The 21,656-nt window shown below is 35.4% G+C and carries 20 protein-coding genes; 11 read left to right on the forward strand and 9 right to left on the reverse strand.

Annotation, left to right across the window (positions count from 1 at the left end):
- Nucleotides 1–264 precede the first annotated feature (264 nt).
- Nucleotides 265–885 (forward strand): TetR/AcrR family transcriptional regulator, encoded by a 621-nt coding sequence (locus PSI22_RS10510; RefSeq protein ID WP_273579702.1) that lies wholly within the window; start codon nt 265–267, stop codon nt 883–885.
- A gap of 264 nt (nt 886–1,149) precedes the next feature.
- On the opposite strand, the gene PSI22_RS10515 is transcribed toward PSI22_RS10510, so the two are convergent.
- Nucleotides 1,150–1,470 carry a Rieske 2Fe-2S domain-containing protein gene (locus PSI22_RS10515; protein ID WP_273579703.1) on the reverse strand — a complete coding sequence of 107 codons (321 nt, stop codon included), beginning with the start codon at nt 1,468–1,470 and terminating at the stop codon, nt 1,150–1,152.
- Entirely contained in the window at nt 1,461–2,888 is a 1,428-nt protein-coding gene (locus PSI22_RS10520) for an iron-containing redox enzyme family protein (RefSeq protein WP_273579704.1), read from the reverse strand. The genes PSI22_RS10515 and PSI22_RS10520 overlap by 10 nt, the downstream gene beginning before the upstream one ends.
- A gap of 557 nt (nt 2,889–3,445) precedes the next feature.
- Here PSI22_RS10520 and PSI22_RS10525 point away from each other — a divergent pair.
- Nucleotides 3,446–4,327 (forward strand): bifunctional transcriptional activator/DNA repair enzyme AdaA, encoded by an 882-nt coding sequence (locus tag PSI22_RS10525; RefSeq protein WP_273579705.1) that lies wholly within the window; start codon nt 3,446–3,448, stop codon nt 4,325–4,327.
- 175 nt (nt 4,328–4,502) lie between these two features.
- Here the strand turns inward: PSI22_RS10525 and PSI22_RS10530 are convergent, their stop codons facing one another.
- Nucleotides 4,503–5,885: an amidase gene (locus tag PSI22_RS10530; RefSeq protein WP_273579706.1), complete on the reverse strand. Its 1,383-nt coding sequence runs from the start codon at nt 5,883–5,885 to the stop codon at nt 4,503–4,505.
- An 899-nt stretch (nt 5,886–6,784) separates the two neighbouring features.
- Here PSI22_RS10530 and PSI22_RS10535 point away from each other — a divergent pair.
- From PSI22_RS10535 to PSI22_RS10575, 9 genes are all read left to right on the forward strand, one after another.
- Nucleotides 6,785–8,035 (forward strand): tetratricopeptide repeat protein, encoded by a 1,251-nt coding sequence (locus PSI22_RS10535; protein ID WP_273579707.1) that lies wholly within the window; start codon nt 6,785–6,787, stop codon nt 8,033–8,035.
- A complete protein-coding gene (locus PSI22_RS10540; protein WP_038250833.1) occupies nt 8,032–8,445 on the forward strand; it encodes a VOC family protein in 414 nt (137 codons plus the stop codon). The genes PSI22_RS10535 and PSI22_RS10540 overlap by 4 nt, the downstream gene beginning before the upstream one ends.
- Nucleotides 8,446–8,576: 131 nt before the next feature.
- Nucleotides 8,577–9,608, forward strand: a complete 1,032-nt coding sequence (locus tag PSI22_RS10545) for a TauD/TfdA family dioxygenase (RefSeq protein ID WP_273579708.1) — start codon at nt 8,577–8,579, stop codon at nt 9,606–9,608.
- A gap of 14 nt (nt 9,609–9,622) precedes the next feature.
- Nucleotides 9,623–10,579: an aldo/keto reductase gene (locus PSI22_RS10550; protein WP_273579709.1), complete on the forward strand. Its 957-nt coding sequence runs from the start codon at nt 9,623–9,625 to the stop codon at nt 10,577–10,579.
- 25 nt (nt 10,580–10,604) lie between these two features.
- Complete coding sequence (locus tag PSI22_RS10555) at nt 10,605–11,501, forward strand: hypothetical protein (protein ID WP_273579710.1); 897 nt, start codon at nt 10,605–10,607, stop codon at nt 11,499–11,501.
- A gap of 30 nt (nt 11,502–11,531) precedes the next feature.
- The gene (locus PSI22_RS10560; protein WP_238098425.1) at nt 11,532–12,407 is read left to right on the forward strand and encodes an amidohydrolase family protein; all 876 of its coding nucleotides are present in this window, start codon (nt 11,532–11,534) and stop codon (nt 12,405–12,407) included.
- Nucleotides 12,385–13,380 (forward strand): ABC transporter ATP-binding protein, encoded by a 996-nt coding sequence (locus PSI22_RS10565; protein WP_273579711.1) that lies wholly within the window; start codon nt 12,385–12,387, stop codon nt 13,378–13,380. Before PSI22_RS10560 ends, PSI22_RS10565 begins: the two co-directional genes overlap by 23 nt.
- Nucleotides 13,364–14,170, forward strand: a complete 807-nt coding sequence (locus PSI22_RS10570) for an ABC transporter permease (protein ID WP_273579713.1) — start codon at nt 13,364–13,366, stop codon at nt 14,168–14,170. Before PSI22_RS10565 ends, PSI22_RS10570 begins: the two co-directional genes overlap by 17 nt.
- A 4-nt stretch (nt 14,171–14,174) precedes the next feature.
- Nucleotides 14,175–14,957: an ABC transporter permease gene (locus PSI22_RS10575; RefSeq protein ID WP_273579714.1), complete on the forward strand. Its 783-nt coding sequence runs from the start codon at nt 14,175–14,177 to the stop codon at nt 14,955–14,957.
- A 270-nt stretch (nt 14,958–15,227) separates the two neighbouring features.
- On the opposite strand, the gene PSI22_RS10580 is transcribed toward PSI22_RS10575, so the two are convergent.
- The 6 genes from PSI22_RS10580 to fabD form a co-directional block, all read right to left on the reverse strand.
- A complete protein-coding gene (locus PSI22_RS10580; RefSeq protein ID WP_273579715.1) occupies nt 15,228–16,688 on the reverse strand; it encodes a carboxypeptidase M32 in 1,461 nt (486 codons plus the stop codon).
- 1 nt (nt 16,689) lies between these two features.
- Complete coding sequence (locus PSI22_RS10585) at nt 16,690–17,835, reverse strand: outer membrane protein assembly factor BamB family protein (RefSeq protein ID WP_273579716.1); 1,146 nt, start codon at nt 17,833–17,835, stop codon at nt 16,690–16,692.
- Nucleotides 17,836–17,948: 113 nt separating this feature from the next.
- A complete protein-coding gene (gene arsH, locus PSI22_RS10590; protein WP_273579717.1) occupies nt 17,949–18,620 on the reverse strand; it encodes an arsenical resistance protein ArsH in 672 nt (223 codons plus the stop codon).
- 346 nt (nt 18,621–18,966) lie between these two features.
- The gene (locus PSI22_RS10595; protein ID WP_370689022.1) at nt 18,967–19,077 is read right to left on the reverse strand and encodes a transposase domain-containing protein; all 111 of its coding nucleotides are present in this window, start codon (nt 19,075–19,077) and stop codon (nt 18,967–18,969) included.
- A 242-nt stretch (nt 19,078–19,319) separates the two neighbouring features.
- Entirely contained in the window at nt 19,320–20,468 is a 1,149-nt protein-coding gene (locus PSI22_RS10600) for a type I restriction endonuclease (RefSeq protein ID WP_273579718.1), read from the reverse strand.
- Nucleotides 20,469–20,761: 293 nt separating this feature from the next.
- Nucleotides 20,762–21,655 carry an ACP S-malonyltransferase gene (fabD, locus tag PSI22_RS10605; RefSeq protein ID WP_273579719.1) on the reverse strand — a complete coding sequence of 298 codons (894 nt, stop codon included), beginning with the start codon at nt 21,653–21,655 and terminating at the stop codon, nt 20,762–20,764.
- Between the last annotated feature and the right edge of the window lies 1 nt (nt 21,656).

Below are 21,656 nucleotides of genomic sequence, written 5' to 3' on the forward strand. Positions count from 1 at the left end.
TCCTGCACGGCGTAAACAAGACTTCAACCAAACAAGTTCTTCTAGTTTTGTATCTATTGTTCCAATGATCCCTACAAATCGACTCATATCACTAACTCCGTGGACATGAAAAAAGATTTTGAAAAACCAAATGTGAAGTTATGCTAATATTTTTTGCCATGCAAGATGTTTTTTATCATCGATGATATTTTTTATCATTAATGATATTTTTATCACTAAATTTTATATCGAGCGAGATTAAACTAACCCTTTTAAGGTATTCGAATGATACTATTTGACGAAAAGAATCTATCACCAATCCGACGCCGTACTCTTGAGAGGATGATTAAAGCCGCTCTGAAGTTATACAGTAAAAAGGTATTTCCATCCCCTAAAGAGATTGCCGATGAAGCAGAATATGCAAAGATCACTTTACGTAGCTACTTTCAAACCAATAATGAATTTGTAGAATATGTTGTAAAACAAATAATTGGGTCTTTTGTCGCTCCCAAAATGGGATCTGATGTGGAAGAGAATGTTGAAAAACTACTCAGATGGGGATATGGACAAATAGAAGCACACGAAGCGCTGATGAGGGATGCTTTACGCATTTCTCAGTTACGTTGGCAAGAAACGGTATCTGATGAAAAAAATGGTGATCAATCTTCTTTTCTAAAGAAAAGTAACCGTCGAGAATCACTTTCTCTCGCTCTGGAACCTCTCAAAAGCCAGCTTAATAATGATACAATACATAAAATTGTTATGCTACTTTCAGTTTTATACGGTACAGAGGCTATGGTTGTACTAAAAGATACTTTTCATCTGGAAAGTGATGAAATTGTCAATTTAACAACCTGGGCCGCAAAACTGATTATTCGGCAAGCCATTATTGAAAATTCAAAATAATCAAAAAGTATTTTTCCACACACATTTGGATAGGGGCTGACATTACAGTTAGCTTCCTCCCACATTACCTTACCGTACATACTGAGCCGTGTACGGCGGTTTGGTTTTTATATCTGGTTTCTGTTCGTCATCAGGTCATGGCTAAACAGGCCGGGGTAATTGTTTCCGGCCTGAAAAATAGGTATAACACCCACTTTTTATAAATAGACAATCAAAGATCCTTCCAGTAGATGGTCTGCTTTTTCATATTTCCATCATTTTATTTTACGGCTCAGATAGAATTTTCACCGGCCATTCTCTATCCATTTTAGTCACAGAAACAAGAATCACTTTTCCAGTAGCCCGGTAATAAATTGCTGATACATCTTTTGATATTGAAGGTTTTTTAATTTTATTTCCATGCCAGAGACATTCTAATATACCATCAGCGTGTTTTTTGCAAAGGTGTATAGGGCCACCTCTATGAGGGCATTTATCATTAAGAGCAATAATTTTATTATTCTCAACATAGACTACAGATCTCTCATTTTCCGCCGGGAAATTAATAAGTAACGCCCCGCTATAGTTGATTTTTTTTATTCCCATTGTCCTAAATCTCCTATTGTATATATTTCATAGTCACAATACTCTGATTTTATTAAAGTACCATGTAACCGATTACGTTCTATAACAATTCCGTCTCCAGCGCTTAAAATGGTGGATTTCCCATAACCGATCAAAAATTCCATACTACCTGATATAACATGGCATAACGTATTTTGATCATAAGAGTGAGTTATTGATAATTCATTGTATGGTTCGGTAATTTTAACACAATGGATAATTTTTTTACTTGCAGCCTCTTTTACTTTTGTTATAATTTTATTATGTGTATTTTTATTTTTTTCACAATTATCTTTCCATTTTGTCTGACTTATAAAGTCTTGATCGCTGATTTCGTCAACTAAACGTATTTCTTCAAAACCTCTAATTATCTCTGTCGCTGCAATTTGACCATATTTATCTATAGCCGGTGAAACTAACTCTTCAAATACCATTCTCGAATGATCTATATCTATAAGATAATGCTCATTGAAATATTTTACATTAATATTTGGTAATATTTCTTTGAGTACATCTCTCCAGATTTTACAACTTATAATAAAGAATGTCTCTGCTTGATAAATAGCACCGATATAACGAAAGAACTTTCGTTTATCTTTAGTAATCATATTATAATAATTTGCCAATAGTAAACTACCATTAAGGTAATATTGCCAATAATAGTGAGGTGTGTTATTTAAATTGACAGAGCTAAGCGTATCTTGGTGTAATTTAGAATGTTTTTTAGAAAAATCACCATATCCAAGTTCATCAATAATTATTTTAAATAAAGAGCTGCCCATTTTCCCATAGCTTCCACTTGCATATCTGGTCATCGAGCTTGATTCAACTAATAAATCTGAAGACAACTGAACTAGCCAATCCTTTGATGTTGTAACAGGATCTAATGATTTTAAAATTGCATCAGTTGATGGAAGAGATGAGCATTTCATTGATTCATCCGCAAAAGAAAAGAAATACTCTTTAACTCTTTCTTTATTCCAATTCTCAGTAATACTGATTTCATCATCGAGAAATGAAAAAAGGTATTTTTCCAGAAATCTAATCCCTATATTAGAGGTGATAAATCTTTCATCTGAATAGAAATTTTGATAGTCATTCCAAATAAATTTATCTGGTTCAGGGAGCATTAAAAGATCCATTTCGTTCATGGTGAAAAGTATTCTATTTGCGGCAAGTGCATTATATGTTGAAATAGTATCTCTGGTTAAAGGATTTGAAAAATCAATATGCTTAAGTGTATGAGGTCTTACCCTTCGACCATAAAATTCTTCTTCGTAGATGTTTTTGTTATCAATACATTGTTCTGAGTCCGCAAAGGCAAGAATCGAATCCCTACCAATATCAATATCGTTAAAATTTTTAATTTTTCGATAATCACGTATGAACTTATTATTCATTTTAACGCTCCTAAAATGTGAATTTATCATTGTCATTGCAGTGAAAATTTGATGACATTGCACTTGAGCACACATACTCATTGCCTTTCATATGGTGAGTCAATTTTCTCCTCATTTGTTACTTCCCTCAGATAAATTTAACTAATTTTTTATACATCCAAGGAACATCTAAAACATCCCGTTTTTTGCTTTTCAATTCTCAAAAAAATCAACTTTTCGAATTTGACAGTAAAATATAGTCAGAATGCCTATGGCCTTTATCTTTAAGATGTTAAAAGGTAGGAGTATTTTGATTAAAGATAATAATAGTAACATTGATAAACAATAAATTAAAAAATATTTCCTGCTAATTAATCTGCTTATTTGTCATAGTTAAATGAAATATAATTCCTGTAAAAATATCTATCTGAAATTATGACACATAATATTATTTCCAATATCTGTACCAGCAATTTAAAACAACAAATTATATTTATATATTAATTGTCATTATACCAGATTATTTTTATATAATAAAAACTATAAAGTATTTCATACTATAATTAAGGAAATAAATTATGTCTTTGATCAAAAACGACACTCTGTTAACTGAGTCGGATCCTCGTTGGTTGGATATAAAAACTAAAAATATTAAAGCTGATAACTGTTTTGTTTACGCCAATACAATGACAAAGGTTTATTGTCGCCCATCATGTCCGTCGAGAATTCCTAAACTTCATCATATTGAGATTTTTGATAACGGTGAACTTTCTGAAAATAAAAATTATCGCGCATGTAAACGATGTAATCCTAATGGTGAATCAATTTCAGAAAAAAATTCACGTTTAGTGGCCGAAGCATGCAGGATGATAGAAGACAGAAAAGGAGATATAAAACTTGACGAAATATCAATTCAGGTAAAAATAAGTGCGTATTTTTTCCACCGTATTTTTAAAGAAATCATTGGTATAACACCTAAACAATACAGTACAGCTATTCGCATTAATAATATGCATCATGAATTAGCTAAGATAAATAAAAATATAATAAATGCCATATATGATTCTGGATTTAATTCTTGCAGCAGATTTTATGCTCTAGCTGATGATTCATTAGGTATGACACCAAGTATCTATCGGAAAGGTGGTAAGGATGTTTTAATTCGGTTTACTATTGTCAAATGTTCGTTTGGTAATATTTTAGTCGCCTGTTCATTAAGAGGAATTTGCGCTATATCATTTGGTGATAATCCAACAAAACTTCTTAAGAATTTCCAAGATAAATTTTCTAAAGCTAAATTTATTGGAAACGATTTAAATTTTGAGAAGATAGTTACAGAGGTTATTAATATTGTTGAAAAAACAAATTTTCGGTTTAATTTACCATTGGATATTAAAATTACCGTCTTTCAACAGCGTGTATGGAAAACATTACTCACTATTCCAACTTTAACTTCTTAATGAAGAAAGGATACCGTACGCAAATATCGACCTGAGTAATCAAATACTTTGTAGAAAGGGATGTAAGAGACAAATTAGAAAGAGGATTTGTTTTTTAATAATAGGAGAGCAGGGAAGGCACCGAAAGAACTAAACAGCTTGAATGTCTTTCGGTGCAAAAGATAATTTGTCAGAATCAGATTTGTGGGTGGAGCTTGTGCCAATGAGTAACTTGCTGATAAGCCCAGCCAGCCTGTATCATCGCGACTTCATTGAAATGCGACGCAACGATCTGGAACGCAATTGGTGCGCCGAGCCTCGTTCTACCACAGGGTAACGTGATGGCGGGATTACCGGTCAAATTGAACACACTGGTGTAACGCGACATATCATCACCCTGTCCCAAAGTGTCCATTGCCTCACAGGTCAGATCCGCAAGTGCCGTCACTGGCGAGAAGATAACGTCCACGGATTCGAAAATACCGTTGATGTTTCCTCTAAGGTTTGCTCTACGCAATCTCAATTTTTGATAGTCGAGTGCATCAACACTATGCCCCAGATCCAATAGTTCCGCCAGACCGGAGCCATATTGCTCCTTCATGGACGGAAAGGTTTTTTCATGTGCTACAGCAGTTTCAATCGCGCACATCGGGTTCCAGTCACGCGCAACTTGATCAGTGTCTGGCATGCTGATGTTTACCACCTCTGCCCCTAGTTCGATGAAATGGTTGAGCGTCTTGATCAGCGCTGTTCGGGTGGGTTCATCAACACGATCGAGGGCCCAAGTGACATCGACGCCGATACGCATGTTACGCACGCCACGGGTCATTAACGCCAGATAATCTGGTACATGACGGGTACTGGAGGTTAGGTCTTTCGGATCACGTCCGGCGATGGATTGTAACATAGCGGCAGCGTCGGCCACGTTTCTGGCCATCGGGCCAATATGATCCATTGAGGCTGCTAATTCAAATGCTCCATAGCGACTGACGCGCCCCCAAGTGGGTTTAATGCCTGTAATGCCGTTGATGGCGGAAGGGAAGCGAATGGAGCCACCAGTATCAGTCCCGATAGAGCCATAGCAGAACCCTGCTGCAGTAGCAACACCTGAGCCACTAGAGGAAGCTCCGGACCAAAGTTGTTCCTGCCAGGGATTAGTGGGCGGTGTGACCTGCGAATGATGTTTGAAAAGTGCGCCTTCAGTTTGGATCAACTTGCCGAGTAGCACGGCACCTGCTGTGTGTAGCCGCTCAACTACAGTTGCGTTTTCCTGTGGTATGAAGCGATTGTTCAGAGGCATGCCGTTCGTCGCTACCACGTCTTTAATCCACAGCAGATCCTTCACCGCCACTGGAACCCCGTGCAGCGGCCCGCGGAACTCGCCGCGCGCAATCTCTTCATCAGCAGTTCGAGCCTCAGACAGCGCTGATTCCTTCATCACAATGAAATAACTATGAAGGGTAGGGTCAAGGAGCTCGATGCGGTCGAGTAGTACTAGGGTGACCTCTTTCGAAGAAATTTCTCGTGATTGAATACGTCGACCTATCGTCAGCAGATCCTGATAATGCAATTCACTCATATTCGATTCCTGTCTGATGCCGCACCTTTCTGTCTGTTTTTCTGTATCAAAGGTGCCTGTCCAGTTAAGTTGTGTCGAGATTGATGGATGATATGTCATATGATCGTGTCTAAACGGCAATACTGATTCTTCAACGTGGATAGCAACACGCATTGTAGTAGTTAGATATATAGAAGATGTGGTTAAAATTCTATAGCTTTTTTTATGGCGGGATAGGTAAAATATGATAGGTTCTCATAAAGCATGGAGTTATTCTTAATATTATTGATTTTATCAAATTCGATTACATCACTATGTAACCTTATATCTTGATTATCACTTTTACAGAGCGATAATCCCTTGACTGATCATCAGGAATGTTGTTGTAGGTTTATTATCATTAACTTGAATCTTTGATTTGATGTCTGATGAAATTCGAAGCAGAGAGTAAACTATAACAATTTATGTTCTCCTGTAAAAATTAGTCATTATACATGCAGAATAACACTTTAAATATGTGACCTATGAACCTAAATTATTAGGTAAGTAAAATAGGTTGTAAGGTTTATTTTTGTTATATATTTATCCTTTCGGTTAATGTTGACATTATTTTAATTATATGTTTTGATTAATTAGACTCTTATGTATCAATGTTAAGAGTTATAGTGTCAAAATCATCACCAATAATGATTTAAGATATATTCTATCATTATCATGATAGTTATTCTTAAATATACATAAAATCCAAAGGAGATAAGATATGATTAATTACACAAGTATTGATTTAACTATAAATCCTGCAATGTTTTGTTTCTAATGAGTACGGTTAAATATTGTAAATAAATGTTTGAATCGGACGAATGTCTTGGCATTCGTCCGATTATATGAGATTGCCAAAAATCCAAAATTTGGAGAATAATATGTATTCTGAATCTCAGTCTTTAGTAGAAGCAACACTGTATTACAATAGGGCGGGAGTTAAAGAAAGTATTTGGTCTAGAGCAACGTGTTCAGCTTTAACAAATCATAATTTCGATATGAATGGATATGTTATTACTCAAGCAATGGAATTTTCACTTCTGAAAGAAGTTGCTGGGGTAGCTAATATACCTTATGTGGATGTTGTCAATTTTAACTATGTATGTACAGGCCCTGGTAGTGCTCTACAATGGTTACTTTCCATGAGAATTAATTTACCTGATATACAGAAAGTAAATTTAGCAAGAGCACTGATTACAACTGCACGATATCATTTAGCTCAGGATATCTTATCTACAGTAAATAGTAATAAGCTTCAACCAGAACAGAAAGTTACCTATTTAATTACATTATTTATTGTTCGTAATCGTTTAGAACCACAAATTAATTGCACTGATTTATTTGAGAGAATAAAACAAATTATTGAAGAGAAAAAAATTTCTGAAGAAAACATCCTTGAGGCTGCATCCCAGGCCATAGTCTGGCATTTAAAAACAGGCACAATAGATTTATTGACTTACGAATGGTTTAAATCATGTGGTAAGTCTATTGCAGAAAAAATCATTGAGTGTAAAACATTTAAAGCTAAATTGGCACTTTCATCATTCTATCGTGCATATGCCATGGTGCCTGCTGCAATAAACGATGCATCTGAAACTCGTCTTTTAATGCTAAAATCTCAGAATTTTGCTGATATTCTCGAGCCAGAGAATGAATTGGAAGCCGCATTAGCAGAAACAGCAAAAAAAACCGTGTTGGAATCATCCATTAAAGAAATGATGTATGTCAGCCAGAAATGGGATGTTGCTGAAGAATATGCTATGGCTCTTGTTACACTTGACCCATACTGGTCGGTTAACTATCAAGAGCTTGCTGAAGTCTATCTTAAACAAAATAAGTATATTAAGGCATTGGAACAATATCAAAATGCGAAGCAGGCAGGTTTGCCTAGAGTGACTTTTACTGAGTATATGATTGGTGTATGCCATGAGCACCTTGGCGATCATCAGGAGGCCATTAATAGTTTCAAAAATGTCCTGACAATGGATGAAACAAATATCTCAGCAGGATTATCTGGTTATAACATATCATCAAAGTATGATTTAGAATCTAAAGAATATTTCCGAGAGTTCATCAATCGTTGGGATGAGCAAGGTTTTCTCACACCTATGCATAAGGAGATGATAGTATGAATAAAATAACATCTATTAATGTAACGCGTTTCGACCATATCCAAATGGAAGTGGCTAATCTTGATGAAAGTATTCGTTTTTATGAAGAAGTATTTGGATTTAAAAAGAAGGAAGCTGGATTAAGAAGAATGGTTCGCTGGGTTATTTTAGGGAATGAAAGTAAATTATATTTGTGTTTGCATGAGTATGCTGAACGAACTGGAATTGAAAATGCTGGGTTGGAAATTACCCACGTCGGTTTTATTGTTGATGATTTTGATTCTGTTTTGCAGAAATTAAAATCACATAATGTGAAGTTACCTGATGGGGATATAATTCAATATCATTCTTCTCGTTCTATCTACTTTCTTGATCCTAATGGTTATAAAATAGAAATCTCTGAGTTCAATGGTGGTGGAATTGATCCTTGAGCAGTAATAGTGTGTATAAACAAGAATTAGGCTTTACAATTAAATTTAATTAAATTTAAATAAATATCTTTAACCATTCTATAGAATAAGTAAGATCAATTAATGGATATTTTTTATTAGAGGTCATGATTATGCTAAGTGAAGAAAACGAGATATTTAAATCAATTAGTGAAAGGTCAAATAAAGAAATATATTCACAATTTATTATTCAATTAGATGAATATCGTGCAAGAAAGGTTATGTCTGAATTATCTAATGGATTCACACAGTCTTTTGATAGAGAAATGGGTCATAAACCTATCGAGAGTGAGTTAAAAAAACTAATAACAGAGATTTATGAGCGTGTTAAAAGTGGCAATGGAATTGTTTTATTAAAAGGAATGTCTATTACTGAAATAAATGAAATTGAATTAGGTGAACGTTTTTTGCGGCTTTGTAGTTTGATGGGAAAACCAGTTTCTCAGAGCGTGATGGGAGATACACTTGGGCGGGTAGAAGATATGACGCATATTGATCCTGATGCCAGAGGTTATAGAAACAGAGAAGAGTTATTTATGCATACAGATCAACCAGATATGGTGTGTATGCTTTGCGTCAGGCAAGCTAAACATGGCGGTGATAGCAAATTTGCTAGTGCGTTGGCGCTTCATGAAGCTATTAAGCAAACGAGACTAGATTTATTATCGGCTTTATACACGGGTTATCCTTATCATCGCTTGAATGAACATCCTCCAGGAGCCAGTGAAATCACTGAACATAATGTTCCTGTATTCTCTGAATACAATGGTGAACTCAGCATTAGGTACTTAAGGTTTAATATGTTTGCAGCTGCATTTGCTCGAAATGAAAAAGTGCCGCCTCTTCTGCAAGAAGCTGTCAATTATCTCGACGAATTGGCTACATCTCATTATTTTTGTTGGATTACATCACTTGAAAAAGGAGATATGCTTTTTTTCAATAACTACCTTTTCCTACATTCACGCACTGCATTTGAAGACAATGAAGATCCAGTGAAAAAAAGATTAATGTATAGGGTATGGCTGGCGTGTGATAATTTCCGTTCCATACGATCTGAACTTGCTGTTCATCCTGAAGGCGCTGGTGGCCGAGGGGGGATCACTCCTCAACATGGTAAAAGACCACGTTTTGATTATGACTTATAGTGATGATTACTTATATGAAATATAAAACACTTGGAAATAGTGGTGCTTATGTTTCAACCATATGCCTTGGTACGCAGCAATTTGGTCGATGGGTTGATGAAATAAGTGCCCGTGAAATATTAAATATATTTACTGAGTATGGTGGTAATTTTATTGATACTGCCGATTGCTACCCTATTTATCTATCAGATGGAAGTGATGGTGGTGAATTATCAGAATCTTTTATTGGTAGGTGGTTAAAATCTTATTCAAGACGAGATGACCTGATCATAGCAACAAAATTTTCAGCGCCAATGGGTGACAATCCAAATAATGAGGGTATTTCAAGAAAATATATTATCAGGGCTGTTGAACAATCACTTAAGCGTCTGAAAACTGATTATATCGATCTTTATCAGGTACATGATGACTATTTCGATGTTCCTATGGAGGAAACGCTGAGTGCTTTGGATGATTTAGTAAGAAGAGGTTTGGTACGCTATATCGGTTGTTCGAACTTTTCAGCTTGGAGGATAATGAAATCTTTAAGTTTATGCGAGAAACGTGGTTATGTCCCCTATGTGACAGTACAGGGAAAATATAATCTTCTAGAAAAAGATGAATATGAATCTGAGCTTATGGGATTATGTCAGGAAGAAGGAATTGGCATGTTACCCTATGTTCCACTCGCGAAAGGTTTCTTGACGGGTAAATATAATCGAGGAAGTATTAATAATGGATTTTTCAGAGAAAAGGATGTGAGAACACTTTATGATAATGAAAGAAATTGGGAAGTCTTATATCTTATTCAGGCAATTGCTGAAAAAAATGAAATAACTTGTACGCAAGTTGCTTTGGCATGGTTGTTGCAAAGGCCTAGTGTGGTTGCTCCTGTAGTAGGGGTTAATAGTATCGAGCAATTGAAGATAGTATTAGCATCAGTCGATGTTTCTTTATGTAGTACGGATATAGAGGAACTTGACCGACTCTAGGAATATTCAGGAAAAAGGGGGATGTGTGGCAATTGCTTTGATAGATCACTGTTATAGTATTCTTCCGACTGGAAATAGACAACAAGCCATTTCTTTGCTAAATCGATCTGGTTTTTTGGTTAGTTCTGAGCGCATGCAGCATGATGGTGGAAAAGAGAGTATTTTCATCCATTTTACTGGTTCTTATCTGGAATTGATTGAGATTATTGACCTGTATCAATTTGAATCTTCTTGTACTGTTACTGAATTGCGAGCATCAAAGTTTGGTTATCCCTATGCGTTAGTTGCTGCGACAGGAAAGATTAAAAATTGTGCAAATAAACTGAAAAAATTTTATCAAGATGTTGCTGATATTAGGTACGTTATTCCTAATATGCAAGGGTGGGAAAAAGCGGCATGGGCTATTTTGAATATTCCTGAGCATTATACACCAGGATGTTATTTTCAATTTATACAATATCTTTTACGAAAGCCTTCATGGGCAGAAATAAACTATGGACAAAATAATATTTATGGAGTTTGTGGTTTTTATTTTTGTACAAATACGCCTATCGAAGATAGGGAATATTGGTACAACTTTCTTTCTTTGATAGGAGATTGCTATAAATCTGAAGGAAAAACATTATCTATAGGCATACAGCAGCTATATTGGTTACATCCTGATGAGTTTTATGCCTATTTTGGTGTTGAACCTAATTTAGATGAAAGCCAGGGTGCTAGATTAGGTGCTGTAAAGCTTTTATCCTCTGATATAGAAATTTCATTGAACTACTTGAAAGAGGGTGGATTTCTTATAGAAGGTTATACCGAACAAGGTTTTTATACAAAAGTTGATCCAAGCTTAGGATATGCCTTACATATAGTGAAAGGAAAGGGTGCGCTTGATTATGCCGAGGATATTAATCGACGGTTACTGGAATAAAACTGACACACATTTTTTATTGAGGATAAAATGAAAGACTTTGATATTAATGTATTTGATGCTCATGTTCATACCGAATTTGAAGGTACGCCAGACCATTTTAGTGGGATAATATCAAGTTTAGACTCCTTTAAAGAATCAATAAATGGGATCAATTTTGTTGGAGCTTTGTCAGACTCTGCAGTACCTTCACAAAACCATGGTGATTTGAGTGAATATGGGATTTACCATTGTGCTGTTATAAGGGATTTAAATTATAAAATTGATATAATTGAGAGAAATATTCTTTCTGGCAAGATTTACGCAATAAAAATCAATGTTGGTTTTATACATCGGTATGCATCTGATGAATTTTTCCAGCCACTTTATATTCTCGCTGAAAAGCTAAAAGTGCCGATAATGTTTCATAGCGGTGATCCAGGTTGGCCGCATGCTAAGGTTAAGTATGCAGATCCTATTTCTTTTGACGAAATTGCGGTTGATTATCCAGGTGTCAATTTTGTTCTGGTACATGCGGGAAATCCTTGGTTTCAAAGTGCAGCAGTTGTTGCCGCTAAAAATGCCAATGTGTTTCTAGAAGGTTCATCACTGATTGATGGAGACACAAAAGCATGTTCTGACGAACGAGCAAAGAGGCTGATCTCAAAACCATTATCTTGGATAATTGATTATCTTGGTTCTTCGGAAAAATTAATTTTTGGTTCTGGCTGGCCGATGGTATATTTAAAATCCTATCTCGATCTTTTTCGTCAGGGGGTACCCGAAGAAGCTTGGAAAGATGTTTTTTGTGATAATGCCCTCAAATTATATGGATTTGTAATAGCTAAAAGATCTGATGGGCAATTAATATGTGTACCAAAATACAAACGGAAAGATTCAAATAATGTCCATTATTCAAGTAAATAATTTATGTAAATCCTATGAGGTTTATACTAAAAGTCCAGGGTTATTAGGTAGCCTAAAATCATTTATTAAAAGAGAATATGCGGTAGTAGAAGCAGTAAAATCAATCAATTTTTCCATTGACAAAGGTGAAATTGTAGGATTTCTTGGCGCTAATGGAGCAGGAAAAACGACCACAATGAAAATGTTAACTGGTATTATTAAACCGTCTTCAGGACATATCCAAGTATTAGGTTATACTCCTTATGAACGCAAGAACGAATATTTAAAATCTATAACATTTGTAGCAGGGCAAAAACAGCAATTAGCTTGGGATCTAACACCAAATGATTCTTTTATACTACATAAAGTTATTTATTCCATTAATGAAAAAGAATTCTTAAATTATCGCGATGAACTTGTGGAAATGCTTTCCCTGAATTCAGTGATTGATAGACCAGTCCGCCATTTATCATTAGGCGAGCGGATGAAATGTGAACTTGCCTTGTCATTATTGCATAAACCATCTGTATTGTTTTTAGATGAACCAACTATTGGGCTTGATGTCAATATGCAACGTTCAGTTCGTGAATTTATTGCTCATTATAATCAAATAAACAATGCAACTATTCTTTTGACATCTCATTATATGGCCGATGTTGAAGCGCTTGCTAAGCGAGTCATTATTATCAATTCAGGTAGGATTGTATATGATGGAAAATTATCACACTTAATTAAAAAGCGCTCACCAAAGAAAATCCTAAAGGCTACCATCTCAGGTCCGATAAAACCAGAATTGAGATCTCTAATTAACTCATCTTCCGATGATGGTCAAAGTATTGAGTTGACTGTAGAGCGAGATTTGCTTCCTTCTGTGGTTGCAAAGTTGATGGAAGAAAAAATCATACTTGATATTTCTATTCATGATGAGCCTATTGAAAAGGTTTTGGAAAGATATTTATCTTCATATGGTGAAACTGATGTTGAAGCAAGTTAGGAGAAGCCTGCTGTTATGGTGGGTGCTTATTGGTCAATCTTTTTCAAGAGTCATTGCGTATCGTGCTCAGTCCATTATTTGGCTGTTAGGCGGTATTATGCCTATAGCAGTGATGTTTGTTTGGTTAGGGTTAGCAAAAGAAGGTGAAATTGGCGGTTATACTGCAAGTGATTTTGCAGTGTATTTTCTTTCAATTTATCTCGTTCGTCAGTTAACGGCAATTTGGGTTATGCGGCGTTTAGATCGTGATATTAGACGTGGTGAATTATCGATGCTACTTCTGCGGCCAGTTTCTCCTCTCTATAATTATGTATCTGATCATGTAGGGGAAATGATGGTCAGAGGACCTATTATTTCACTGGTTTTTATATCAGGTATTTTACTGACAGGTAACTTATATCGTTTGGATATTGGAAATTTATTGATTTTTATTCCAGCTCTTTCCTTGGCATGGATTATTATATTTCATCTCTATTATTGCCTTGGATTGTTAGCATTCTGGATCAGTAACTCGATGGCATTCGATCCATTGCTTTGGGCGCTTTATACCATTTTAGGTGGGGTACTCATTCCACTTGATTTATATCCGGAGAATGTTGCTTCATGGTTGAAATTATTACCTTTTGCGTCAGCATTAGATTTTCCGGTTCAAATAATATTAGGAAAATTGGATGGCTTCCTCTTGTTGATTGGATTTGGAGTGCAACTATTTTGGGTCATTTTACTGACATGTATCAGGGTATTGTTATGGAATGCAGGACTAAAAAAATATTCAGCATCTGGAGCTTAATGCAATGAGATATATTTCATTATTTTTAGTCTTACTAAGACATTCTTTTTTGCTAGAATTTGAATTTCGTTTTAATGCTCTAGTAAATTTAATCAACTCGAGTCTTTCTTGTTTGTTGGCGTTATTAGTACTGACAGGATTTTTCGGTCAAGTATCTCAGGTTGGTGGCTGGACTTACTATCAGATGGTAGCTTTATTGGGGGTAACACTCATTATTGAGTCTTTGATTGATAGTTGGTTATTTCCAAGCGTTCATTCGCTCTCTGAATATATTAGGCGTGGAGATTTGGATCAAATTATTATTCGTCCTGTCGATACTCAGTTTTTTATTAGTTTTCATCGTTTTAATATATGGGATGGTGCTAATTTTATTGTTGGTTATGTGGTTGTCTTATTAGCAATGTCTCAGCAGGATGCGTTAACGGTTTGGAACTTTTTACAATTTAATTTTGCTTTGTTATTAGGTGCTTGTATTTTCTATTCCCTGTTTATGTGTTCAAATCTGATTGCCTTTTGGTTTACTAAAGTGTCAGACGTTTGGGTTATTTGTTATTCGTTAATGGATGTTGGGCGTTTTCCGGTCAGCGCGTATCCGGGTGCTTTACGGTTTTTGTTGAGTTTTTTATTACCTGTTTTCTTTGTTAGTAATGTTCCAGCTCAGGCTGCATTGGGGATAATGAGTATGGAAACATTATTACTGGCTTTTGTGTATGCCATAGGTGCTCTTATTTTAACTCGTTTTTTCTGGTTAAAAGCAATTTCAAAATATAGTAGTGCAAGTAGTTAGTCTATTATTATATATAGATTGATATATAACGATATTGCTTTAATATCACCCTAATTTTTTGTATCAGGGTGATATTTATATATTTTCATACTTTTTTAATGTTATTCATGTATATAGCCAATAATTTTCAAGGTGCAGCACGACGGCAAGTGAACGAATATCCAGGAGCATAGGCTACTATGTGACTGGGGTGAGTGAGCGCAACCAACAAAGTTGCAACTTGAAAGATGACGGGTATATTTAATTACTGTCCGAATCTGTTTTGGGTTATTAATATAATCTTTCTTTTAAATTGTTAATGAAATCGTCAGCACTGAGTGCTTTTCCACAACTTGATGTGATAAGATCTTCAAATTCATAATAAGAACTTTTATTATATATTTTTTCACTAAGCCATTTTTGTATTTTATCGAATTTTCCTTGACTAATTTCATTTTTAATTGAAAATTCTTTTTCTGCTTTATTAAATAATTGAGAAGAAATAACATTTCCAATCAGGTAGCAAGGAAAATACCCGAAATAACCCGCTGCCCAGTGAATATCTTGCCAAGGGCCTTCATGAAGGGAAGGCGTTATCCCAAGGTGTAAATTATATAAATCACGCCATCTGTTATTTAAATTTTTTACCGATAGCTCACCTGAAATTAATTCTTTTTCTATCTTATAGCGAATAAAAATGTGTGCTGGGTAGGTAAAATCATCAGCACTAACACGTATTCCACTTCTTCTTACTATATTGAAATGATGAAGTAAATTTTCTTTGCTGAAATAATTTAGGAATCCAAATTGTTTATTGAGTTTTTTAGATAGATATTCTAAGTATTCACTTGAGTGGCCAATTTGTTTTTCAAAAAACAGGGCGATTCCTTCATGAATACACATTCCTCTTGAATCACCGACAGGTTGCCCACGAAATTGTCTTGGTAATCTATTTTCATAAGAGGCGTGTCCCATTTCATGCATAATGGCTGAAATACTTAATATAATATTATCTGGTTTGAAATAGCTACAAACTCTGATATCACCGGATATTCCACCAGTAAAAGGATGGACGCTTTCATCGAGTCGTCCTGTCCTAAAGTCAAATTTCATTTCTGACATTAGTTTTTTTATAAATTTTTTTTGTTGATTTTTAGGAATTTTTGGCCAGTTATTTTTTTCTTCTGGTAAGCTGTTTCTTATAGATGTAAAGTTGGTTGTGAATGATTCTATTTGATTGAATATAGGGAGAATGAAATGATCTCTTAGCCCAGGCTGGTGTTGTTCTAATAGTGCATCATAAGCGCTTATATTTAGACTATCTCCAAATGAATACGCCATTTCTCGTGTTAGTGCAATTAATTCTTCAAAAGATTTTTCAAAAGCTTGCGGATTAGTTTGATTGGCTTGAAGGTGCCAGACTTTTTCGCATTTCATGGTTGCTTGTGTAAGTCGATTTACTAAATTTTCAGGTATTTGGGTTGCCATAGTGTGTAATCGGTATATTTCTCTCATATTAGCTTTTTGCCAATCATTTAACTGGGTAATATCAGTGCAATTTAGAAGTTCAGTAATTTCCTGGCTTGCTAGTATTTCATGTTGCATAGTACTGAGTAGTGATATTTGTTCTGATCTCAATAGATGGCTACGTATGGGCATCATTGTTCTTTTATCCCAATGGAGGATCATGCTGGCACCATATAGTGAACTCCATTTCTCCATTAATTTCTCTAACTTTTTATAAAATTTCATTTTATACCTCATCCCATTGATAAATATATACTTTATTCCAATGTGAACCAATAATTAAATAGCCTTCTTCAGTGATAAGAGGTGCTGAATGTGTTCCTGTGGGAGCGGTAATTTTCCAGCGAAACTCTCCATTTTTATGATTATGACAATGTACTGATTCAGCAAAATGGTTAGGGTCATCAGTTGTACCCACAAATATTGGATCGCCATTGGGGAGGGAAGAAAATGGAGTATACACAAAACGGGTTCCTACGTAATATTTCCATAATATATCAGTAGTTATAAGATCAATCCCATAAATATTTTTATCATCGCTACCTATTGCTGCTATATGTTGGTATCCAATGGATGGACAAGAAACAATAAGTCCTCCTGTTTGATGGATTGCACGTATTTCACCTGTAATTATGTCAAAAATAACAATTTGACCATTTTCTTCGGTACCTATGATACCTGTATTAATGCTATAATCTAAGGCAGCGCTACCTTCAAATCTTCCTTCATTGGTAACTTCCCAAATTGTAGTACCAAATTTGTCAATGCAAATTAATGTTTTGTTAGTTCCAAAAATAATATTTCCTTCGGGTGTTAAAGCTGGTGAGCTATAAATGTCATCTATAATGTCTTTTTCAAAATCTTGTTTCCATATTAATTCTCCATTATTTATATTGATGGCATACATAGAGTGATCGTAACTACCAGCATAAACAATTCCATTTTTTTCATCTATTGTAGGTGTGGAATGGAAAGCGTCATAAGCATTGAATTCCCATAGGCAATGTCCATAAGCAGAGATCATTCTCAGAGTAGAGTCTTCTCCTCCGATAATAAAATCTCCATTTTTTGTTACTGCAGGGGAACTATAAATAGGGCCATTTGTTTTTAATCGCCAAATTTGCTGAAATGTTTTTAGATGATAACAATAAATATATCCATCATAACAACTTACGATGCAGTTATTATTTCCAATGTCTCCAGGAATACTCCATATACGTTCATTGAAATTTATCTCACCACATAATTTAGGCGGTTTTGTATAATTATATCGAATGGTAGACCATTTCTTTTTGATACTTCTTAGTGATTGCTTATTTTTATACCAGGTGTTTTTTAGATGTAAATTGAATACACTGAGGCTATATGTCATTATTTTTCCTTATGTAAAAATGTTAACTTTCATTACAAGAAACTATGTTTAACTTATAATATTTTATTATTGGTCTATCCTAGATGATCTTAGTTATTTAGGATAGACCCTTATTATTTATGGCGTTCTGAATATCTATCTAAAAAATATTGACGTTTGTCGCGTAATGTTAGAGTAAATTTGAGTAATTCTTCCATAACATCTACAAGTCTATTGTAATAAGATGATGCTCTCATACGACCTGTCTCTTCAAATTCAAGAAAAGTTTGAGGTACAGATAAATGGTTAGGGATAGTGAACATGCGCATATATCTGCCTATTGTTCGTAATTGATTAACAACGTTAAAAGATTGCCCACCTCCATTGACTTGCAGTACTGCTAATGTCTTACCTTGCGTAGGACATGAAAGATTTGTCTCCAATGTGACCCAATCTAATTGTGATTTGAATACTGCGCTAATGGAACCGTGATGTTCTGGAGAGCACCAGACTTGACCCTCTGACCATTGCATCAATTGTTGCAATTCAACGACTTTATTATGGGAGTCAGCAGCAGTATCTGGTAAGGGGAGGTAAAAGGGATCAAAGATTCTGGTTTCTGCTCCTAGAGAATTCAGTAAAAGAGCCGCTTCTTGGACAAGTAAACGACTAAAAGAAGGTGTTCTGTTAGAACCATATAAAAGTAAAATGCGGGCTTTATGTGAAAAATCTTGCTGTTTATCCAATAGATCCAAGGAAATGATATCTGGTAATTCATGAGCCAAATTTGGTAAAATATTTGTCATCGACTTTTTCCAATAATTTAATTTAAATTCATTAATATTTAATTTATTTTAAAATAAATTTTGATTTTTATTAATTCAATGATGTTATACATTTTTTCATAATAGTTATACATCCGTTATTTCGCACCTAATTATTGGTTTTATTATTGTGATGTTAATCACGATTTTCCCATAAAATTAATTAAATTTAGCAGCTTCAGCGTCCTTATAGTAAATATACTCGTTTAAATTACTTTTTGTTTCTATCTGAGGGGCAACATATTTTCACTATGAAAGTAATAGCTGTTTCTTTGTAACCACCTAATTAACCAATAATACCTTATTCAGCCTCATTGATTTCTACATATCATGGCATCAGGTCAAGTAGAGACTCGCTTGAATGGCGTTTCGGTAATGCAGTAAACAGGCACCGGAAGTAGTTATAGGGATTGATATCATTGTCTCGGCAGGTTATCACCAGACTGTACAGGTTTTCACTCGCAAATGCCCTTTCTGCGGATGTCAAGATAGGTGAGCAGTCTCGTCCACTGCGTCTCGTTGAGCTCCTGCACCGCCGTTTCTGATTTTAACTATGTTATTTTTTCATTAATTTTTCTATGATGTGAGCTATATCATTATTTCTAATATAAGCATATAAGACGGGAAGTACTCAGACAGGAGAGGAGGGAGCCACCATTTTGGTGGCTAAGGTACTTGCGACTAAGTTTTTTTTCTGAAGTTTTCATCATTTTTGGCATACTCAAAAGAATCTAAAATGATCCCGGTGACTCGTAAAATGTCCTCTGGGGTTTCTATAAAAATTCTTGAGTTATTAACGTTTAAGCCAGCTCTGCATATTTCGTTGATTAATATTTCAGTTAATTCGATGGGTATTTGAATATATGATTTGTTTTTCTTATCAAAATATCTAACAATCCATCTATGTGACTTACCTTGATAAAGTATTCCAAAATAAGACTCAGTATCTTTATATTGGATATCAATATCTTCGCCGATTATGGACTTAATTTTCTCGAACAGGGCTAATTCATTTTTTGTTGTTATGATATTTGGGTTATTTGGATCTACGATTTCATCCGGTTCAGAATGTTCGACAGAAGGTTCTTTATCAATGGGGATTTCATCAATCGGAGTATGTCTATTTGATAATCCTGAAACAACCATTGCACTCACTGATTTCTCAACAGCTTGTTTCACGAGTGGCGTTATTGATTCAATGAACCTTTGATTTAACTGTCTTTCCACATTAGATTTGCTTGCCACATACTTGACGAATTCACTATCTACATCTCGTAAACTTGAGCTTATCGTTTTTGTAAATGCAGAAAGATAAACACTCTCTTCGGCGAGAGTACGCAGCGCTTCTGGTTTAAATTTATCATGTCGGAATCTGTATAACTGGCTGGCATCAGCATCGCTGATTTCATCCATTCTAATGCGTAAAAAGGGAGTGGGGTCCATGACGTTTTTTTGTTTTAGGTCGGTAAAAAAACGCCATTCTTGACCATTGGTGATAGCTGATATTGTGACTTCTGGGGTGGAATTGAAATAACGAGACAGTTGCGGGCAGTGATTTTCTATTTTTTCCTTATAGCCTTTAGCTTCGATAAACATGACCGGAACACTTTGGCAGAATAAGGCATAATCAACGCGTTCATTAGCCTTTGCTCCAGGGAAGTCAGCGCCATATTCGGCTTTTACTTTTTGTGGGTCATATGGACTAAAACCAAGTATATCTAAGAATGGCAGTATTAAAGCTTGTTTGGTTGTTTCTTCAGTAGCGCAATGTTCACCTGCATTTTTGACATGTTCAACGTGGTGCTTAAGTTTTAGTTTAAAATTTTCCATTTCAAGACCTTAATAATCAATCACTGAATACCAAAATATTTTACCTATGATATTAACGCTATCTTTATCGGCAATTTTATCTTCATATTCTTCTTGGTTAAAAACTTGTCTCTTACATGTGCCAGATAATGCTGAAATTTTTATCTGCGTTCAAAATTCGCACAAACATAATAGGTTAGTAAAAATTAACTGTCAATATACTGTTTGTGAGGATGATAAAAGCTATTTTCTTCATTTTTCAAGTTGCCGCTTTGCTGGCTGCGGCAATTAGCCTCATCCTTGAGGCTGTCTTGCTATGCTATGTTTAATAGTTCTTCAGTAGTTTGCTGCTGTTGGATCTGTTGCATCAGTTTTGTCAATACATGGCCAGGGCCAATTTCATGAAATTGGGTGACTCCTTTATTGATTAGGAATTGGATACTTTGCATCCAGTTCACAGAATGGGTGATTTGTCTGACTAATAATGATTTGATGGATTCAGAGGCATTATCTATTGGATAAGGGGAGGCGGTAACATTTGAAATCACGGGAATTTTAGGTGCCATGAAGTTCAGTGGTGCCAGAAAGTCAGCGAATTCAGTTGCAGTATCGGCCACGTAGTGTGAGTGAAATGCTTTGCTCACGGGTAAGGGCAGACAGGTTTTGGCTCCTGCACGTTCAAGCAGCGGGATGGATTGCTGGATATCGCCCAATGAGCCAGAAATGACGGTCTGCGAGGGTGAATTAAAATTAGCAATATCAATACTATTTAATTCACTGTCTTTTAATACCTGTTTGATAAGGCTGGCGGGTAAGCCAAGAATAGCCGCCATACCGCCATTTTTTGCTTGTGACATCAGTTCGCCGCGTTTTTTGACCAGTCTCAGTCCAGTCATAAAATCAAAGGCACCTGCCGCCAGCAATGCGTTATATTCACCTAAACTGTGACCCGCCAGATATCTGGGGGATCGTCCCTCACGAATTGTTTTGTAGTAATGCAGCGCATTGGTCACATAGAGACAGGGCTGGGTAAATTGTGTTTCTCTCAATCTATTGTCGGTGTCTTCTTGACAGAGTCGGCGCATTGAGTAGCCGACAATCGCGTCTATCTGCGGCTCAAGGATCGAATACTCTGGCACTTCATCGAACAATTCTTCCCCCATTCCTCGCCTCTGCGAACCTTGGCCGGGAAATAGAAAACCAATCATT

This window comes from Xenorhabdus aichiensis, assembly GCF_028598775.1.
GTDB lineage: Bacteria > Pseudomonadota > Gammaproteobacteria > Enterobacterales > Enterobacteriaceae > Xenorhabdus > Xenorhabdus bovienii.

Coding starts and splice junctions, on each gene's coding strand:
- PSI22_RS10530 (WP_273579706.1), bottom strand. CDS start 5,885: ATGAGTGAATTGCATTATCAGGATCTGCTGACGATAGGTCGACGTATT.
- PSI22_RS10545 (WP_273579708.1), top strand. CDS start 8,577: ATGCTAAGTGAAGAAAACGAGATATTTAAATCAATTAGTGAAAGGTCA.
- PSI22_RS10570 (WP_273579713.1), top strand. CDS start 13,364: ATGTTGAAGCAAGTTAGGAGAAGCCTGCTGTTATGGTGGGTGCTTATT.
- PSI22_RS10535 (WP_273579707.1), top strand. CDS start 6,785: ATGTATTCTGAATCTCAGTCTTTAGTAGAAGCAACACTGTATTACAAT.
- PSI22_RS10565 (WP_273579711.1), top strand. CDS start 12,385: ATGTCCATTATTCAAGTAAATAATTTATGTAAATCCTATGAGGTTTAT.
- PSI22_RS10600 (WP_273579718.1), bottom strand. CDS start 20,468: ATGGAAAATTTTAAACTAAAACTTAAGCACCACGTTGAACATGTCAAA.
- PSI22_RS10550 (WP_273579709.1), top strand. CDS start 9,623: ATGAAATATAAAACACTTGGAAATAGTGGTGCTTATGTTTCAACCATA.
- fabD (WP_273579719.1), bottom strand. CDS start 21,655: ATGATTGGTTTTCTATTTCCCGGCCAAGGTTCGCAGAGGCGAGGAATG.
- PSI22_RS10520 (WP_273579704.1), bottom strand. CDS start 2,888: ATGAATAATAAGTTCATACGTGATTATCGAAAAATTAAAAATTTTAAC.
- PSI22_RS10585 (WP_273579716.1), bottom strand. CDS start 17,835: ATGACATATAGCCTCAGTGTATTCAATTTACATCTAAAAAACACCTGG.
- PSI22_RS10540 (WP_038250833.1), top strand. CDS start 8,032: ATGAATAAAATAACATCTATTAATGTAACGCGTTTCGACCATATCCAA.
- PSI22_RS10580 (WP_273579715.1), bottom strand. CDS start 16,688: ATGAAATTTTATAAAAAGTTAGAGAAATTAATGGAGAAATGGAGTTCA.
- PSI22_RS10510 (WP_273579702.1), top strand. CDS start 265: ATGATACTATTTGACGAAAAGAATCTATCACCAATCCGACGCCGTACT.
- PSI22_RS10560 (WP_238098425.1), top strand. CDS start 11,532: ATGAAAGACTTTGATATTAATGTATTTGATGCTCATGTTCATACCGAA.
- PSI22_RS10515 (WP_273579703.1), bottom strand. CDS start 1,470: ATGGGAATAAAAAAAATCAACTATAGCGGGGCGTTACTTATTAATTTC.
- arsH (WP_273579717.1), bottom strand. CDS start 18,620: ATGACAAATATTTTACCAAATTTGGCTCATGAATTACCAGATATCATT.
- PSI22_RS10525 (WP_273579705.1), top strand. CDS start 3,446: ATGTCTTTGATCAAAAACGACACTCTGTTAACTGAGTCGGATCCTCGT.
- PSI22_RS10575 (WP_273579714.1), top strand. CDS start 14,175: ATGAGATATATTTCATTATTTTTAGTCTTACTAAGACATTCTTTTTTG.